This is a genomic window from Terribacillus aidingensis (assembly GCF_040703035.1).
Lineage (GTDB): Bacteria > Bacillota > Bacilli > Bacillales > Amphibacillaceae > Terribacillus.
On sequence record NZ_CP159996.1, the window covers coordinates 789,913 to 807,572 of the forward strand.

The window sequence follows — 17,660 nt, forward strand, 5'->3', positions numbered from 1 at the left end:
GCGCATTCCTTTTACTATTGTTCTGCTACGACAGCGCGTTTTGTAAAAATCGCATGAACTAGCAATGTTGTAAAGATTCCGGCGAAAATGACTGTCATAATAACGAAGAAACTGAGATCGGGCAATTTTTCGATAAACACGCCACTGATATAAGGACCACCAAGACTACCGATACTAAAGGTTATACTGCAAAGCAGATTACCTGTCGGCAGCAAATGTCTTGGAGTCAGATCGGTCATATAGCTTATGCCGAGGGAGAAGGTCGAACCTAAGACCATGCCGGCTGCAAATAAACAGATGAACAGGGCAATATAATGTTGTTCTGTAAATACAGCAGCCCCGAAAAAGATTGTTCCAAGCAATATTACGGTCAACAGCGTGTACTTACGGCCGAACTTATCGCTAAGCATACCAAGTGGTATCTGAAACACAATCCCGCCAATGGCGAATCCGGTAAGCAATATAGATACTTCTGATACACCGATGTCCTGACGTAAGCCATAGATAGGAAAACTTCCGTTCAAAGAAGATTCCAAAAATCCATAGCCGAGCGGCGGCAGGAAAGCGACCCATGCATATTTCAAGGTGGAACCAAAGCGCTGCAGAAGCCCTTGCTGCTGTGATGATTGCGTATTTTCTTCCGTTGGAAACTCATTGCGCAGTTGAAAAAGGGTGAACCAAGCGACCAAGCAAAGCGCGCCAGATAATATAAATGGCAAAGATTCTGAAACCTTAACTAGTGAAGTCATAAGCGGACCGACAGCGAAGCCAATTCCAAAGAAAAGTCCATAAATCGAAATATTCCGCCCGCGTACCTTTTCAGGAGATGAAGATGTAATCCATGTCTGGGTTCCAAAATGAAGGGCATTGTCGCCAATTCCAATCAACAGACGAAGTACAAACCAGAACCAAAATGACTTCCATAATGGAAAAGCGAGCAGTGCTGCCACGACAATTAGTCCACCTGCCATAATGACTGGCCGATAACCGAATTTGCGCAGCGGCGCTTCCATAAAAGGAGATACGAGCAGGATACCGATGTAGATGGCAACTGCATTTAATCCATTCATGGAGGAAGAAAGACCGTCTTGTTCAAATATGATGGCGATCAGCGGAAGCAGCAGCCCTTGACTGAAACCGGAGACTGCGACAATACTGACTAAAATCCAAAAACTGTACGCATTTCTCATATGTCTATTACCCCTGTATGTAAGATGATTTCCCAATCCTACTGTATAGTTTTTCCTGGATTTGGTCAATCGTACGTATGTAGGTTAGAAAATCATACAAGAGGGAATATAACGCATAAAGAATTCGCAAGGAGATGAGGAAATTGAAGCTGACAATGAAACAGCATGGATTCCGTATCGAACTACCACATCAAACTTTGGATATAGACGGGAATGAGCAATTCGGTATCCGGCCTTATCAGCTAATGGTTTCCTCGATAGCAGGCTGCAGTGCGTCAGTATTCCGGAAGATCATGGAGAAACAGCGGCTGGAAATTGACGATATGGAAGTGTCAGCAGAGGTGGAACGGGATGAACTGGCAGCAAACCGTATTACTAAGATCACGCTGACTTTCGTTATACGTGGTTTTCATTTGGACAAAGGGCAACTGGAGAAAAATCTCCAGCTCGCGCACAACAATTGTTCCATGGTGCAATCAGTCAAGGATAGTATCGAGATCGAGGAAAGATTGGAAGTCATTCACTTGAACCATTATTAAATGTATAGGATAGCTCTTGTCTTCAGATACTAGGTAAAAATCTGAAAGGCAGGGGCTTTTCATTATGAAATTCGCTAGAATCATCATAGCAATCATGGCATTGACTTTGCTTACTCTTCCTTTCTCCATAGCAGGGAAAGCTGAGAATGTACAAAAGAAGGACACTGAAATACCAAATCACGTATTAAATATTTCAAAGGAAAATACTTATCCGAACTCAAATAAGGATCAAATTGTTCTGGAACCAAGTGAGCTTGTCAGAGAACTGACGGAAGAAAGTGATATTGTCATCCAAAATCCAGAATTGATTCGCATTCTTAATGAATCGACTCTGAAACCATCTCCGTTGGCAATCGGGTATCGAGGGATGATCTATATGGGGCATTGGCCGCTTGAATACCAGTCTGCAGAAACAAACATCAACTGGCAATATCAAAAAGTGAATACGAACCAGCTGAGCAATGCTGGTGGAGAATCGGCGAAGCAAATGAATTACGAGCAGCAGGAAGAACGATATGTGAAGGGTGGACTGACAGCTGAAATAGATAACCCTAGAGATATTAAATTAATGATGCTGCAGCAAGCCCAGAAGAATACAAAGCTTCCGCTTTCCTTCCAAACGGTAATAGGAAGAGGTACCAATAAGGAAAATGCTTACGGTGTTCCTTTGAATAAGTCTGGAATTCTCACGGCTTATGCACCGGCAGTGAATGAAAAGGGTACGATTACTTTTGGGGAAGTCTACCTGGAGTTAAAGGGATCAAGAAAGCAGATTGTTGTTAAAAATGTTACCAAACAGGGGATTGGTGCCTGGATTCCGATTCAAGATCATCTGTCTTTCACCTTCAACGTACAATAACGAACAGCGCTGTGGTATACTGAAGCCAGATAATGCGGTAAAGGGGTTTTATCTTTGGCAACGAGTAAAGTGGATGACTTGAAGCAGCGTCTGTCTGCATTCATGGATTATTTGGATAGTATCGAACCGGAGGAGACTTCCTTGGAGGAAATCGATGAAATGCTTCGGATGCTCGATGAAATGGAAAATAAATTAAAGTAAGACCGTGCTGATGCACGGTCTTTTCTAATTTTTGCATCGCATAGGGGACGTGAATATGGCGCAATCTATCCGTAAGGAGAGTGTGCCATATGCGATGGAAATCATTTATGCTGCTGTTATGTCTGCTGCTTGTCTCACCATCATTTGTATCGGCAGAAAGCCCGGTCAGCTATGGCTGGGGATTTGTTAAGAGCAAGGATGGCAGTGTACCAGAAGTAGGCAAATACCAGCAGCTTTTGGATGAATATCATAGTTATTATTTGGATGGTTCTGGTGAGAAAACGGTATATATCACATTTGATAACGGCTATGAACAGGGATATACAGGAGATATTCTGGATGTATTAAAGAAGCACGAAGTACCGGCTGCTTTCTTTATTACAGGTCATTATGTATCATCAGCCCCTGATTTGGTGAAAAGGATGGTCGACGAAGGTCATATTGTCGGCAATCATTCATATCATCATCCAGATTTGACAAAGGTTTCTAAAGAAAAGATGCAGCAAGAGCTTGAAATGCTGGAGGATGCTGTAGCTGATTTGACAGATCAAGACGACATGCACTATTTAAGGGCGCCACGAGGTACCTTTAGTGCCCGTTCGCTGAAATGGTCTGAAGAACTTGGCTACACGAATGTATTCTGGTCCCTTGCTTATGCTGATTGGAAAACAGGCGAACAAAAAGGCTGGCAGTACGCGTATGATCAAGTGATGGCCCAAATGCATCCGGGTGCAGTCGTCTTGCTGCACTCTGTATCTGAAGATAATGCCGTTGCTTTGGAAAAATTGATCATTGAACTGAAGAAGCAAGGATATACCTTCCGTACATTGGATGACCTGGTCAAACAGGATATCCTGCCGAAAGCCATTACGCAATTTTAAGCTGATCCGAATTGGGTCAGCTCTTTTATTTGGTTTGGATGATAGCATGGACGATTTCCATGAAGTAGTCCCGCCAAGTTTTTTTAGAAGTGTCCTTCATTGTTTTCTCTCCTTTCAGCAATTAAGTCAATCTTAAGAGGAGCTACTCCAAGCCAGCTGGCGTAAACATTTTCCAATATTTATATAAAAGTGTATACTGCATTCATGTCTAGGAAAAGCTGAATAATTTGATTATTATAATCGGAAAAAGCGATTTAGGGAGTGTAAATATGCACATCAACCATTTGAAGACTTTTACTGTAGCGGCTGAAACACTTAATTTCACAAAGACTGCTCAGCTGCTGGATTACGCACAATCTAGCGTTACCGCACAAATAAAAGCGCTGGAAAAGGAATATGGAGTTGATTTGTTCCAGCGTTTGGGAAAGAGGATTTATCTTACCGAAGCGGGAATTAAAATGCTGAGCTATGCTAAAAGAATCTTGGCATTGCATGATGAAATGCGACTTGTATTTGCGGATGAGCCAGAGAATAAAGGCACAATTCTGATAGGTGCCTGCGAGAGTCAATGCATCTACCGGTTGCCTGAACTCCTTCGCTTTATACGAAATCAGTATCCACAGGTGCAGGTTATTCTGAAACCCGTACCGTCTAGTAAAACTGCGGAGAAAATGCTCCAGGAAGGCGAGTTGGATTTAGCATTTATTATGGAGCGAAATCGGCACAATGCTTTACTGGAGTCAGTCTCTCTATTTCAAGAGGAGATCGTTTTGATAAGCTCCCCGAACCATCAGCTGGCAGTTTACCCCTCCGCTAGCTTGGCTGAGGTGATGCAGCATCCTTTGATCTTGACGGAGAAAGACTGTTCTTATCGAACGGAATTAGAGCAAGCATTACAAAAACAGAATTTGCAACCGGAAAATGTCATTGAATTCGGCAGTATAGAAGCAATCAAGCAATGCGTAATGGCTGGTTTGGGTTTATCTTACTTACCGCTCATGACAGTGGAAAAAGAATTGCAATCAGGCGAGTTAAGCACTGTAGATCTTGATGAACCAATCAATCAGCCCACAACGAAGCTCCTTTGGCATAAAAATAAGCGTTTAACGAAAGTGATGCATGATGTAATTGATTTTGCGATAAAACAAATAGGATAGGAGATGCTACTGATGTGGGAAAAGCAGCTTACATACATACGATTATCATTATTTAATGAAAAGATGGAGTATGGATCAGCTGAATATTGTTGATGTAAAAGGGCATGAGCTGAAGCTTCCTGTTGTATTGGGAGATGAATCGCGGCATATCGTCGTGCTCCAGTTCAACGGAACAATTACATCACCGATTGTCAAAGTGTCTTCTGCAGATTCTTCGAGACAGGAGGACATACTTGCTTGGGTGGAGAACTGGCTCCAATGGGATATTGACCTTGCAGAAGTAGCTGCTCATTTTATCGGTTCGGATTTGGAGCGGCTTTTTTATGCACACGCAGGAACACCTATCGTAAAAGATACAGACTTATACTACTGTTTGATGAAAACAATTATCCACCAGCAGCTTAATTTGAAGTTCGCCTACACACTGACAAATCGGTTTGTCGAAGCATTCGGGACAAAACAGGAAGATATCTGGTTTTATCCAACACCGCAAAACGTTGCTTCCTTGGAATATGACGACTTGCGGAAGCTGCAGTTTTCGCAAAGGAAAGCTGAATATGTAATTGATACAAGTCGTCTTATTATAGAAGGGAAGCTGGATCTCGCACAGCTTGCTGCTGCTTCTAATGAAGAAATTGCTTCAGAGCTTACGAAGATCAGGGGGCTTGGAAGCTGGTCCGCGCAAAACTGGATGCTGTTCGGGTTAGGGCGTTCCGACTTATTACCAGCTGCTGATATCGGGGTACAAAACGCCTTGAAATCATATGACAATCTCACTGAAAAACCGACTCCAGCAACAATACATACGCGAGGAGAAAGCTGGGCTCCTTACCGCAGTTATGCGACTATGACGCTTTGGAGAAGTATTGAGACCTGATACTAATATCAAGTTTTATAATTTGGTAACAATTATTACTGGGAAGTCGTGCTTTGGTCTGCTATAATAAGTGCATTAGTTAAAACAGGCAGCCATTTAGGAGGCGTAAGTATGGAAAGAAAAGATTTGATTGCACCAGAGCAATACAACATCGTTGATGAAATGGAGCGATTCGTTACAGATGAAGATCGTCAGGCGCTCATTTGGATGGACGAGGCGGGTAATAAGATGGAAGTAACGTATAAAACGTTATTCCAGGATGTAAACCGCACAGGTAATGTTCTGAAAGAATTGGGCTTGAAAAAAGGGGATGCGATACTGGTTATGGTACCGCGTGTCGTTGAGGCGTATCATATTTATGCAGCAGCCTTGAAGCTCGGACTTGTGATCATCCCTAGCTCCGAAATGCTGAAGACGAAGGATTTGCAATACCGTATCGATCATGGAAAAGTGAAGAGCATCATCAGTTATCATGCCTTTACTGCGCAATTTGAAGACATCGAGAATCAAGATAGCTTAATCAAACTTGCAGTCGGTGGAGCAGTCGATGGCTGGAAGGATCTTGGGAAGCTCAAAACAACAGCTTCAGAAGAACTGGAAACGGTAGAGACTTCTAGAGAAGATATTGCATTGATGTCCTACACAAGTGGTACGACAGGTAATCCCAAAGGTGTAGTCCATACACATGGCTGGGGATATGCACACTTGCGGACAGCTGCAGAAAACTGGCTGTCGGCTTCCAAAGGAGACATCGTATGGGCAACAGCTGCACCAGGCTGGCAGAAATGGGTTTGGAGTCCATTCCTTTCTGTTTTAGGTACTGGAGCAACAGGCTTTGTCTACATGGGACGATTCGATGCTAAAACTTACCTTTCCCTACTCGAGGATTACAAAATCAATGTACTTTGCTGTACACCAACGGAATATCGTCTGATGGCCAAAGTAACTGATCTTGGCAGCTATAATTTGAGTGCCCTGCATAGTGCGGTATCAGCAGGTGAACCATTGAACCGGGAAGTAATTGATGTCTTCCAGAAACATTTCAACATCATTGTACGTGATGGATATGGCCAAACAGAGAGCACATTGCTGCTTGGTATTATGAAAGGTATGGAACCAAGACCAGGTTCCATGGGTAAACCGACACCAGGAAATGAAGTTGTTGTAATCGATGAGGACGGAAATCGCGTTAAAACGGGTGAAGTTGGTGACATCGCCTTGAAACTCGACAGTCCTGCATTGTTTAAAACATATTTCCGTGAGCCTGAACGCCGTCAACAAGCGGAACGCAACGGCTATTTCGTCACAGGTGACCAAGCTTCTGTAGATGAAGATGGCTACTTCTGGTTCGAAGGCCGCAGCGATGATATCATCATCAGCTCTGGCTATACAATTGGACCATTTGAAGTAGAGGATGCTTTGGTGAAACATCCGGCTGTAGCAGAATGCGCGGTTGTAGCAAGCCCGGATGAAATCCGCGGTAATGTAGTTAAAGCATTCGTCATCCTACGTGAAGGTGTAGATGAGAACGACCCAAACCTTGTGAAGGAATTGCAGACACATGTAAAGAATACGACTGCACCTTACAAGTACCCACGTAAAATTGAGTTCGTTAAAGAACTTCCAAAAACTTCGTCTGGTAAAATTAGACGTGTGGAACTGCGTAATCAAGAAAAACAAAATACAAAGTAATTGAGAGCATCGCCTAATAAAGGCGATGCTTTTTTATTTCTTCATTAATTATTCACTAAATACCTTTTCTGAAAAAAATAAAAAATATAAAGCATAACACTTGAAAGTCAAAGAAGGTCAGACTATAATAAAGTCACAAGATCAAAGATAGTCAAAGTCAAAGTAAGACACTTGACCAAATAAATTAAACTAACCTAATCGGGGAGGTAATTGTATTATGAAATGCCAACATTGTGGTGAACGAGAAGCTAACGTGAACTTGTTAATGCAATTCAACAATCAGAAACAACAATTACAGCTCTGTCATACTTGCTATAATGAAATGAAAAATATGTCTAAAAATCCTGCCGGTTTCGCATCCAATGGTGGAACAATGGATGATTTCTTTAAAAATATGTTCGGCGGAGCACAATCCGGCTTCCAGGCTGGTGCAAACAGCCAAGCACAAGCTGGCGGCAATGGCCGTGGCCGCGGAGGATTGCTAGACTCACTTGGTAAGAACCTTACTGACGGAGCGCGCGCTGGTCTGATAGATCCAGTCATCGGCCGTGAGCAAGAGGTCAAACGTGTCATTGAGACGCTAAACCGACGCAATAAGAACAACCCAGTACTAATCGGGGAACCAGGGGTAGGTAAAACAGCAATAGCAGAGGGGTTGGCTTTACAGATTGTTGAAGGCAATGTGCCTGTGAAGCTGCAAAATAAAGAAATTTACTTGCTTGATGTTGCTTCACTAGTTGCGAACACAGGTGTGCGCGGTCAATTCGAGGAAAAGATGAAACAGCTTATTTCCGAATTGCAGCAACGTAAGAATGTCATTCTCTTTGTGGATGAGATTCATCTATTAGTGGGTGCTGGAACTGCTGAAGGTTCCCAAATGGATGCGGGTAATATTCTGAAACCAGCACTTGCTCGCGGTGAGCTGCAGCTGATCGGAGCAACAACATTGAAAGAGTACCGTCAAATCGAAAAAGATGCAGCGCTTGAACGCCGTTTCCAGCCGGTCATCGTAAAAGAACCGACAGCAGAACAGGCAATCGAGATATTGAAAGGACTACAGGAGAGATACGAAGCGTATCATCAAGTGTCCTACACAGAAGAAGCAGTCAAAGCGAGCGTGAGCTTGTCTCAGCGTTACATCCAGGACCGCTTCTTGCCGGATAAAGCGATCGACTTACTTGATGAAGCAGGATCCCGTATCAACCTGCTTACAGTGACGACTGACGAAGATGCCATTCAGACTCGTCTTGCACAAATTGCGAAAGAGAAAGAAGAAGCTGCAGGTCGCGAGGATTATGAACGTGCTGCGTATCTTCGCCAGGAAGAAATTCAGCTTGAACAGAAGCTTGAGCAACCACAGAATGAAGACAAAGCTGAAGTAACAGTTGAGGTAATCCAGCAGATTGTGGAAGAGAAAACAGGTATCCCTGTGACGAAAATCCAGTCTGAAGAACAGAACAAAATGAAGAACCTAGCTGCTAACCTGTCCAGCAAGGTTATCGGTCAACAACAGGCAGTTGATCGAGTTGCTAAAGCGATACGCCGCAGCCGAGCTGGATTGAAATCCAAGCAGCGCCCAATCGGTTCTTTCCTATTCGTCGGACCGACTGGTGTAGGTAAAACAGAACTTACTCGTGCACTGGCGGAAGAGATGTTCGGTACACGAGAATCCTTCATCCGTCTGGATATGAGTGAGTACATGGAACGTCACTCCGTTGCGAAACTGATTGGTTCTCCTCCAGGATACGTTGGACATGAAGAAGCAGGTCAGCTTACAGAGCGCGTACGCCGTAATCCTTATACGATCGTCCTTTTGGATGAAATCGAGAAAGCACATCCGGATGTACAGCATATGTTCCTGCAAATCATGGAAGACGGTCATTTGACTGATAGCCAAGGCCGTAAAGTGAGCTTTAAGGAGACCGTCATTATTATGACGAGCAACGCCGGAACAGGAGACAAACAGATTTCTGTCGGCTTTACGAAATCTGCAAATGAAGCTGTTTCTGTGATTGAGAAGCTAGGAGCTTACTTCAAACCAGAATTCTTGAACCGTTTTGATTCCATCATCAGCTTTGAAGAGCTGAAAGAGGAAGATTTGGTGCAAATCGTTGAGCTTATGCTTTCTGATTTGACGAAGAACATGGAAGAAGAAGGCTACCAGCTTGAGGTGACAGAAGCTGCAAAACACTTCCTTGCGAAAAAAGGCTATGATCCTCGTTTTGGTGCACGTCCATTGCGCCGTGTGATCCAAGACCAAGTAGAGGATAAAATTACTGACTATATCCTTGAGGAAGAGAACGTGAGCAGTATGGTAGTGGATTTGGTTGATGAACAAATTACTGTAGTAAGCAAATAATAGAAAAGAGACTCATGCCCAGGCATGAGTCTCTTTTTTTATGAGGTAGGCTGGGAGTTGCTCGTGCGGATAAAGATCCAACTTATTACATAGCATACAAGCGCAACTGCAAAAACCAGTCCGAATGCTGGAAGTACAGCTAAATCTAGTATCCAAGTAATGACGTCAGTTAATCCCTGGATAGTCAGAGACACGGTTATACCAATTAAGGCAATGCCTCCGAGTACCGCACCCCCAAGAAAGCCAAATTTATAGGCGATGATACCAAGTAAAAGTCCGGCAGCAAAGAAAGATAACAGGAGAGCATAATCAAGCGGCAAGCTATAAAAAATACTTTTCAGCTCGGTGCTCGCTCCAATCGGACGGATAATATGGATGTTCGTTACATTAGCTACCTGAAACACAGCATTCAATATTAATTGTACTCCAGCAAGAAAAGCGAGCATTACAAGATTGATCAGCAAAATGAAAATACCGACGGCTGTATGGTAACTTTTCCTGGTGATACCCCTTTTAATAGCAAATGGGAGACTCTCTGGAATTGTTCTGAAACCGAAGATGATCATAAAGATATATGCTGGTGCTGAGATGGCGATGTACATGATGTCCGCAACAGTAACGCCAAGAACAGTTAATGCTGTAATGCACAACAGCAGAATAGAGCAAAAGATAGTAACTGTACGTTTGCTGTCGACAGCAAAGAAATAGAGTAAAGCTTGTATTTGTTTCTTCATGATCGAGCACCTCTTTTTTCTGTTAAATGAACCATCATATCCTGCAATGGCACCCCTGTAACCTTCAGATCACCAGTTAATGCAGGAGCTTCCTTGGATAGAAGGTATGCCTGTGATGTTCCGGCGAAACTTTTTTCTTGAATGACTTGTTTGCCTTCAGTAAAGGCTTTCACCTGTGCTGCTGGTCCTGAGATGCAAAAGCTTTGTGCTCTGAGTTCTTCTGCACTTTTATGCAGGAGTATGCTGCCTTTGTCGAATATAATCACTTCTTCAAACAAATTGCTGACCTCATCAATTAAGTGGGTAGACAGAATGATGATTCGGGGAGTGCTTTGGAATTCTTCAAGCAGTACTTCGTAGAAATAAGCACGCGATGCAGCATCCAATCCGATGTAAGGCTCATCCAGCATGGTAACGGGTGCTTTACTAGCCAAGCCAACTATAATGCCAAGAGCTGATTCCATGCCTTTGGAAAGATTTTTTACTCGGAGTCTTTTGTCTAAGTCGAATCCTTCTAAAAGTTCAGCAGCCAGATTCTTATCCCAGTTTGAATAGAGCATCGAAGCAATTTTCAATACTTGATGAACAGTAAGATCTTTTTTGAAATTACCAGCTTCCTTGATCAAGCAAATATTTTCGGTGACAGCTCGGTTATCGAAAGGCTTCATGCCGTTGATGTGTAATTCCCCGCTTGACGGTTTATCGTAGCCCGCCAGCAGCTGCATAAAGGTAGTTTTACCAGCGCCGTTTCTACCTAACAGACCGTAGATTTTCGGTTCTGTGATTTGAAGATTGATTCCTTTTAGGGCTGTCGCAGTTTTGTATTCTTTAATCAATTTATCAGCAACAATCGTCATGTTCACTCTTCCTCCTTGAGCATCCGGATGATTTCTTCATTGGGGATTTGAAGCTTGCCAGCTTCCCGTTTCATTGGAACGATATAAGCATCAAAAAACTGCTGTTTACGCTTTTCAAGAAGAATATCCTGAGCTGTATCTGTTACAAACATACCTACGCCTCTTCTCTTGAATAATATACCTTCGTCTACTAGCTGGTTGATCCCTTTTCCTGCAGTGGCTGGATTTATCTTGTGGTATTGAGCAAATTCATTGGTTGAGGGCACTCTTTCTCCAATTTTTATGGAGCCGTTGAGGATGGCGTCTTCTAGTTGTTCTTTAATCTGGATAAAGATTGGCTTTGAATCATCAAGCATACTTTTGCTCCTTTAATAGTCTGGGATAATTGGTTCATTACTTATGTAACTAACTATATAACCAAGAGTGAGAGGAGTCAACCATAATTTGGAGAAAATAAAAAAACAGTGCAAATGCCTGCACTGTTCGTCAGCTCAACTTATTTAATTGGTTAATCCCATTTGAGGAAATGGATAGTAGCGGAACTTCACTTCTCCGATGACTGAGCTTTGTGAAATCAAGCCGAACATCCTGCTGTCTTTGCTGTTTCTGCGATTATCTCCCATGACGAACAGGTAACCATCAGGAATTGTGTCTTCTCCGATGACATCACGAAGCTTGAAGTTATTCGTAAATAACGCATCTTCCTGCATCATTTCCTTCATTTCTTTCAGGTAAGGCTCTGCATGCTTTTTGCCATTCACAAAAAGCACATCATCTTTATATTCAATCTTGTCTCCGGGAATCCCGATCACCCGTTTTACATAGCTTGCATCCTGATCTGGTGCATGGAAAACAACTTCATCAAAACGATCAATGTTGCCAACGCGGCTAATGAGAATTTTGTTTTGGTCTTCCAAAGTCGGAGCCATTGATTCACCATATACGGTACTAGGGAAATAAAAATAAGAGCGAAAAATGAATAGGGCGATTATGGCGATACCAATCGGCAGCAGCACAGCATAAAGCGTGCGTCTAGCTTTCAGAAAAAGCACCCCCTTTTGTACTAGTGTAACATATGCGAAGAACGCATAGAAAAAACCGGAGTTATCTTAACTCCGGTTTTACAATCAGTTTATACAGATAAGGGATTTTCAGATTTAGCGGCAGTTTTAAATGCTGTTTTTGCTAAATATTCATAGTAGCCATCTGTATAAGGATGTATGGATCCTTCCTGCCAAGGTTTCTCTTCTCCGCAGAAATGGACAATTGATGGTGTTTCTCTTACTGTCCGAAGCACGCGTTCTTCCTTGAGTGACTTCGCTTTATACTCTTTCAAGATAACGTGTGTTTGAGCATTCCATTTCGGATGGAGCATGAGCCAGTCATTCCATAGGATGGCGTTAAGGGCATCCTGATCATGCCAAGCCAGCTTATCCGGATTTTCGTTGATGAATGTCAGCACCTTGTTTGTAATATCATTGTCGCGCCAAGCCTTCATGTCAATTAGGATCAGACCGGAGTTGAAATAACGATCTTCTTTTGTGATTCCCATTTTCTCCAGACGGCGGTGTTCCCCATAGTCTCCTACGGCTGCAACGATATTGTCTTCCATATCGATTTCGAATAGTTTTTTGACATCATCTAGTACCAGCATATCGCAATCAACATACAGCGTCCGTTCAATAGCTGGATTCATCATTTCAGGGATGGAAATGCGATAGTAAGCCGCTTTTGAAATGTGGCGACTGGCGATTGCGCCTCCGTATGCATCCAAATCTACATTCAAGAAATCCAGTGGTGTATTGTAGGCGGCGGCTGTTTCTTTCAAGAGCTGTTTCTTCTGCTGACTGATTCCTCCATCGATGATTGAAATGACAAAATCCTCAGGGTTTGAAGTGTTTTCAAGTAGAGAACTCAATGTCATACCCAAGTGCTGTGCGTAGTTGTCATCTGTCGATGATACAATATGCATTTTCTTTTCCATTGTTCTTCTCATCTCCTTAGTGTTTATATAGCCGGTTGGAGACGAGACTAAACGCATGTAATGGAATTGTAATTAATTTGGTAAGAAATGCTTATCCATTTACCTCATCATCGTTTGTCTTACTGTTTTCTTTTGCTTCCCATTCTTCCAAGAGCATACCGTAAACATTGTGATTCACGTAACCATAGACAAGCTTTTCTGCTTGGCGGATTGTTCCTTCATGGGTGAAGTTAAGCTTCTCCGGAATTCTTCTGCTGCGTACATTTCCGATTGCCGAACGGATTTCGACTCTGTTCAATCGAAGTTCAAGGAAGGCATAATCCAAGGATTTGCTGACAGCTTTCTGCATAAGACCAAGACCAGTATACTCTTCTCCCAGCCAATAACCCAAGCTGGTAGAACGATTCTGCCAGTCAATTTTATGGAAGCCGATTACTCCTGCTAAAGCCCCTTGATACCAAATGCCAGCTGTAAATCCATCATTGGCTGCAAACTGCGCCAAAGTATGCTGGATGAATTGTCTGCTATGCTCGACAGTCGTATTCTGATCTACCCAAGGAAGCCATTGGCGCAGGTGCTCGCGGGAACTGTCGATCAGCTGGAACAGTTTATCACTGTCCTGAGGTTCCAAAAGCTTCATATAAGTGGCTGAGTCAATGCGATGTGTAAACATGATTCGTCGCTCCTTTCAATTGCTAATAGTATAGCATGTCCAATCGATTGTTAAAATTAGGAGCTGCATCTTGGTGCATATGAATAGGAAGCGGACTGCATCCTATGGAAAAGGAGGCGGAACGCAATGAAGAAGTGGGTGTTTTTATTTTGTCTCTGCTTGATGCTTGGTTTCCCGATGAATACAGCAGCAGAAAGCGGAAGCGGCATATGGGACTATATTTTTTCACAAACCGACGAATCAGGGAAGCTGCAGGTACATTTTCTTGATGTTGGCCAAGGTGACAGCATACTGATACAAACACCATCTCATTATAATATTCTTGTGGATGGAGGAGACGCGGAATCAGGGGATAAGGTAATATCTGAGCTTTCTGCCAGGGGAGTAAAGAAATTGGATCTGTTAGTTGCTACTCATCCGGATATCGATCATATCGGCGGACTTCTTCCGGTACTCGAGAAATTCAAGGTGAGCCAAGTGCTCGATAGCGGTAAGCTGTATACGACAAGGACATATCAGCGTTACACAGAAATTCTGGCGGAAAAACAAATCCCGGTGACTATCGCCAAAGAAGGTTCCTATATATCGGTAGACCCGCTTTTATCTATTCAAGTATTAAATGCCAATCATCCTAAAGCCACGAATAATCAGGCATCTATCGTACTGAGGCTAACGTATCGGACGGTGGATTTTCTGTTTATGAGTGACGCTGAATCCCAGCAGGAATATAAGATGAAACATAATTATGAAGTGGAATCGGAGGTCTATAAAGTTGCGCACCACGGTTCCCGTACGAGCAATACACTTTCCTTCCTTAAAAAAGTAAAGCCTGATTTTGCAGTCGTTTCCTACGGAAGAGATAATCAGTTAGGACATCCTACCAAGGAAGTCGTTCGAAATCTTAGGAAAGTGGGAGCTGTGCTTTATGCAACAGCCAAGGGAGGTACAATCAGTATTGAAACGAATGGGCTTTCCTGTCAGATCAGCAGTGATAGACCGGAGCCGATCTATAGTAAATAAAAAAAGCGAATCCAATCCGGATCCGCTTTTTTCGTTAGTTTGTTTGATTTGCTAGCTTCACAAGTGTATTCGCAAGGGGCTTCTTGTTTTCCTCATCGGCAGCCAGCCACAGCTGTTTAAGCAAATACTCTTCACGGTTGCGAGGTTCCTCTTTGTCTGCCAAATAGTCAGCAACACGCTTAGCAGCTTTAGTCAAAGCTTCTTCGCTCAAGCCAAGGCGCTCACCTTGTTGTACCTTGTTACCTAAATAATCTTGGAAGTTCTGGAAATTGTTCAGAATCTCGTTCTTATCTTCCTGTGAAAGATTTTCCACAGCATTCTGTGCGCGATCTTCATGTGCCATCTTCATTACCTCCTCTTGTTGAGTTAGTAATGTATTCCCAATATGAACATTAACAAACAATATATCGAAAAAACATATCATATGTACTAGAATGAGAGGCTTTACTCCGCATATGTTTTTCGAAAACCATAAAAAGACCGGAACTTTTTCTGTTCGTAATACGATCTTGATGTACTTGTCGCCAGCATCTCCATCCGTGTCGTAGGAAAGAGGTCATGTACTGCTTGAAGCAGCTTGCCGCCTACTCCTTGTCCGCGCAGTTTTCTGTCGACGAGCAGTTCTGCCACATGAAGGGTAATGACTTGGTCTGTGATACAACGAATATAGCCGCATATTTCTCCGTCACACAGTGCAACGAGAGCAGGATCCGAGCCTTTCATAGCTTGATCGAAACCATCAGGATCAGCTGCGAGGGTAGTCCAGCTTTCTTCTTTCAGCAGTTCCATTATTGCCGAAAGATCTTCTGTCTTGTATGGGCGTATCGTTAGCATCATTTTTTCTCCTTTTTCGTCCCTTTAGGCATTGTACCGAAAACGATGCCTAACATACATCCTGCAGCCAGTCCGACAGTAGGGCTTTGAAAGGCGATTCCAAATAGTATAGCTGTTATGATACCCACCGAGATTGCCAAAGGATAACGGAAGGGCTTTTTCTCATTAGATTGTTTCAATTCATATCCCACCTTGTCTTAGTAAACACCAGTATATCACGGATGATAGGTTGCTATGGAAGGAATAAACATTGCGTATCATGTTAGATTTTGTTACATTAGTTTACATCGTGTATTTTTTTATGGGGAGAGAAAGAGATGGATATATTATTAAAAATAATTCAGTCTACCAGTGATTTTATGTGGACTTATATTATGATGGGACTATTACTCCTAGTCGGTCTTTATTTTACACTGAAACTTAAACTAACTACATTCACGCAAATACCACACATGTTTAAATTAATTGGTGAAAAGACCACTGATGGAAAAGGCGTCAGCTCATTTCAGGCTTTTTGTATCAGTGCCGCGGCACGTGTAGGTACTGGTAACTTGGCTGGTGTAGCACTGGCTATTTCTGTCGGGGGCCCAGGAGCGGTATTCTGGATGTGGCTGATGGCTTTTCTTGGTGCTGCTTCCGGATTTGTTGAAGCAACACTTGCACAGATTTATAAAACACGTGACGGTGAAGCTTCATTCCGAGGTGGTCCAGCTTACTATATGCAGAAAGCATTGGGACAGCGTTGGTTAGGCGTCACTTTTGCAGTTATCATTACTTTGACATTCGGTTTAGCGTTTAACTCTGTACAAGCGAATACAATTGTTAGCGCATTTCATAGTTCTTTTGGTATCAGCAAAGAACTTATGGCAGTTATTATGACAGTGATCAGTGCGCTTATCATCTTTGGCGGAACAAAGGTAATCGTCAAAGTATCTGAAATTATCGTACCAGTGATGGCGGGAGGATATATCCTTTTAGCTATTGGAATTATTATCTTCAACATTTCCGAGATACCCCATGCATTCACTATCATTTTCCAGGATGCATTTGGTATTAAAGAGATTGCCGGCGGAGCTGTTGGTGTCGCGATGATGCAAGGTATTAAACGTGGTATGTTCTCGAATGAAGCAGGTATGGGTAGTGCGCCACAAGCCGCGGCCACTGCTAATGTATCCCACCCGGTTAAACAAGGATTTATCCAATCACTAGGGGTATATGTAGACACATTTGGCGTATGTACAGCTACAGCATTTATCGTTATTCTTTCAGGTCTTTATACAAGTTCAGAATCCGATGGTATCGTCCTTACGCAAAATGCACTTGAATCCCTTGTTGGATCCTGGGCAGGTATATTCATTGCCTTAATCGTATTCCTGTTTGCTTTCTCTTCTGTAGTAGGTAACTATTTCTACGGCGAATCAAATATTAACTTCATCAAGCATAGCAAAACATGGCTGTTTATCTACCGAGTGGCAGTGGTTGCTATGGTAGCCGTTGGGTCTCTGGCAAGCCTTGAATTTGTTTGGGGTATAGCAGATTTATTCATGGCACTTATGGCATTCATCAACTTGATTGCTATCGTGCTGCTTGGAAGAATTGCCTTCCGTGCTCTGAAAGACTATATGGATCAAAAGCGCGCAGGAAAAAATCCACAATTTTATGCAGACAGCGTAGCGGGCATCCCGAATGTCGATGAAGATGTTTGGGCAAAGAAGGCTGTTAATGAAAAGGTATCCTCTTAAGAGGATGCCTTTTTAGTTTAGGATAATATAGTTTAGAAAAGTTAAGAAACGGGACAGCAGG

General features: G+C 42.8%; 20 protein-coding genes. 10 read left to right on the forward strand and 10 right to left on the reverse strand.

Annotated elements, in window-relative coordinates; genetic code table 11:
* Positions 1-14: 14 nt before the first annotated feature.
* Complete coding sequence (locus ABXS78_RS04275) at positions 15-1,190, reverse strand: MFS transporter (RefSeq protein ID WP_366249077.1); 1,176 nt, start codon at positions 1,188-1,190, stop codon at positions 15-17.
* A 143-nt stretch (positions 1,191-1,333) separates the two neighbouring features.
* On the opposite strand from ABXS78_RS04275, the gene ABXS78_RS04280 reads away from it, so the two are divergent.
* The 8 genes from ABXS78_RS04280 (at position 1,334) to ABXS78_RS04315 (ending at position 9,755) form a co-directional block, all read left to right on the forward strand.
* The gene (locus ABXS78_RS04280) at positions 1,334-1,729 is read left to right on the forward strand and encodes an OsmC family protein (protein WP_095223549.1); all 396 of its coding nucleotides are present in this window, start codon (positions 1,334-1,336) and stop codon (positions 1,727-1,729) included.
* Between the two features lie 64 nt (positions 1,730-1,793).
* The gene (locus tag ABXS78_RS04285; protein WP_366249078.1) at positions 1,794-2,588 is read left to right on the forward strand and encodes a YfkD family protein; all 795 of its coding nucleotides are present in this window, start codon (positions 1,794-1,796) and stop codon (positions 2,586-2,588) included.
* Between the two features lie 54 nt (positions 2,589-2,642).
* Positions 2,643-2,789: an SE1561 family protein gene (locus ABXS78_RS04290; RefSeq protein WP_164072015.1), complete on the forward strand. Its 147-nt coding sequence runs from the start codon at positions 2,643-2,645 to the stop codon at positions 2,787-2,789.
* Positions 2,790-2,878: 89 nt separating this feature from the next.
* The gene (gene pdaA / locus ABXS78_RS04295) at positions 2,879-3,670 is read left to right on the forward strand and encodes a delta-lactam-biosynthetic de-N-acetylase (RefSeq protein WP_366249079.1); all 792 of its coding nucleotides are present in this window, start codon (positions 2,879-2,881) and stop codon (positions 3,668-3,670) included.
* 269 nt (positions 3,671-3,939) lie between these two features.
* Positions 3,940-4,827 (forward strand): LysR family transcriptional regulator, encoded by an 888-nt coding sequence (locus tag ABXS78_RS04300; protein ID WP_366249080.1) that lies wholly within the window; start codon positions 3,940-3,942, stop codon positions 4,825-4,827.
* A 70-nt stretch (positions 4,828-4,897) separates the two neighbouring features.
* Positions 4,898-5,704, forward strand: coding sequence for a DNA-3-methyladenine glycosylase (locus tag ABXS78_RS04305; protein ID WP_366249081.1), 807 nt, complete (start codon positions 4,898-4,900; stop codon positions 5,702-5,704).
* 111 nt (positions 5,705-5,815) lie between these two features.
* Positions 5,816-7,396: an acyl--CoA ligase gene (locus tag ABXS78_RS04310; RefSeq protein ID WP_366249082.1), complete on the forward strand. Its 1,581-nt coding sequence runs from the start codon at positions 5,816-5,818 to the stop codon at positions 7,394-7,396.
* A gap of 217 nt (positions 7,397-7,613) precedes the next feature.
* Positions 7,614-9,755, forward strand: coding sequence for an ATP-dependent Clp protease ATP-binding subunit (locus tag ABXS78_RS04315; protein WP_366249083.1), 2,142 nt, complete (start codon positions 7,614-7,616; stop codon positions 9,753-9,755).
* A gap of 38 nt (positions 9,756-9,793) precedes the next feature.
* On the opposite strand, the gene ABXS78_RS04320 is transcribed toward ABXS78_RS04315, so the two are convergent.
* The 6 genes from ABXS78_RS04320 to ABXS78_RS04345 all read right to left on the reverse strand — a co-directional run bounded on the left by ABXS78_RS04320 (position 9,794) and on the right by ABXS78_RS04345 (position 14,003).
* A complete protein-coding gene (locus ABXS78_RS04320) occupies positions 9,794-10,489 on the reverse strand; it encodes a hypothetical protein (protein WP_366249084.1) in 696 nt (231 codons plus the stop codon).
* A complete protein-coding gene (locus ABXS78_RS04325; protein ID WP_366249085.1) occupies positions 10,486-11,346 on the reverse strand; it encodes an ABC transporter ATP-binding protein in 861 nt (286 codons plus the stop codon). The genes ABXS78_RS04320 and ABXS78_RS04325 overlap by 4 nt, the downstream gene beginning before the upstream one ends.
* Before the next feature lie 2 nt (positions 11,347-11,348).
* Positions 11,349-11,702 (reverse strand): GntR family transcriptional regulator, encoded by a 354-nt coding sequence (locus tag ABXS78_RS04330; RefSeq protein ID WP_366249086.1) that lies wholly within the window; start codon positions 11,700-11,702, stop codon positions 11,349-11,351.
* 144 nt (positions 11,703-11,846) lie between these two features.
* Entirely contained in the window at positions 11,847-12,398 is a 552-nt protein-coding gene (gene lepB, locus ABXS78_RS04335; RefSeq protein WP_366249087.1) for a signal peptidase I, read from the reverse strand.
* Between the two features lie 80 nt (positions 12,399-12,478).
* A complete protein-coding gene (locus ABXS78_RS04340) occupies positions 12,479-13,330 on the reverse strand; it encodes a glycosyltransferase family 8 protein (protein ID WP_366249088.1) in 852 nt (283 codons plus the stop codon).
* A gap of 91 nt (positions 13,331-13,421) precedes the next feature.
* Complete coding sequence (locus ABXS78_RS04345; RefSeq protein ID WP_366249089.1) at positions 13,422-14,003, reverse strand: GNAT family protein; 582 nt, start codon at positions 14,001-14,003, stop codon at positions 13,422-13,424.
* A 126-nt stretch (positions 14,004-14,129) separates the two neighbouring features.
* Between ABXS78_RS04345 and ABXS78_RS04350 the strand changes: the two genes are divergently transcribed.
* Positions 14,130-15,023, forward strand: coding sequence for a ComEC/Rec2 family competence protein (locus ABXS78_RS04350; protein ID WP_366249090.1), 894 nt, complete (start codon positions 14,130-14,132; stop codon positions 15,021-15,023).
* 34 nt (positions 15,024-15,057) lie between these two features.
* Here ABXS78_RS04350 and ABXS78_RS04355 read toward each other — a convergent pair whose 3' ends face one another.
* From ABXS78_RS04355 to ABXS78_RS04365, 3 genes are all read right to left on the reverse strand, one after another.
* Entirely contained in the window at positions 15,058-15,366 is a 309-nt protein-coding gene (locus tag ABXS78_RS04355) for a DUF3243 domain-containing protein (protein WP_366249091.1), read from the reverse strand.
* Between the two features lie 101 nt (positions 15,367-15,467).
* A complete protein-coding gene (locus ABXS78_RS04360) occupies positions 15,468-15,860 on the reverse strand; it encodes a GNAT family N-acetyltransferase (RefSeq protein ID WP_366249092.1) in 393 nt (130 codons plus the stop codon).
* The gene (locus ABXS78_RS04365; RefSeq protein WP_366249093.1) at positions 15,857-16,036 is read right to left on the reverse strand and encodes a hypothetical protein; all 180 of its coding nucleotides are present in this window, start codon (positions 16,034-16,036) and stop codon (positions 15,857-15,859) included. The genes ABXS78_RS04360 and ABXS78_RS04365 overlap by 4 nt, the downstream gene beginning before the upstream one ends.
* Before the next feature lie 138 nt (positions 16,037-16,174).
* On the opposite strand from ABXS78_RS04365, the gene ABXS78_RS04370 reads away from it, so the two are divergent.
* Positions 16,175-17,599, forward strand: a complete 1,425-nt coding sequence (locus tag ABXS78_RS04370; RefSeq protein WP_366249094.1) for an alanine/glycine:cation symporter family protein — start codon at positions 16,175-16,177, stop codon at positions 17,597-17,599.
* Positions 17,600-17,660: the final 61 nt, after the last annotated feature.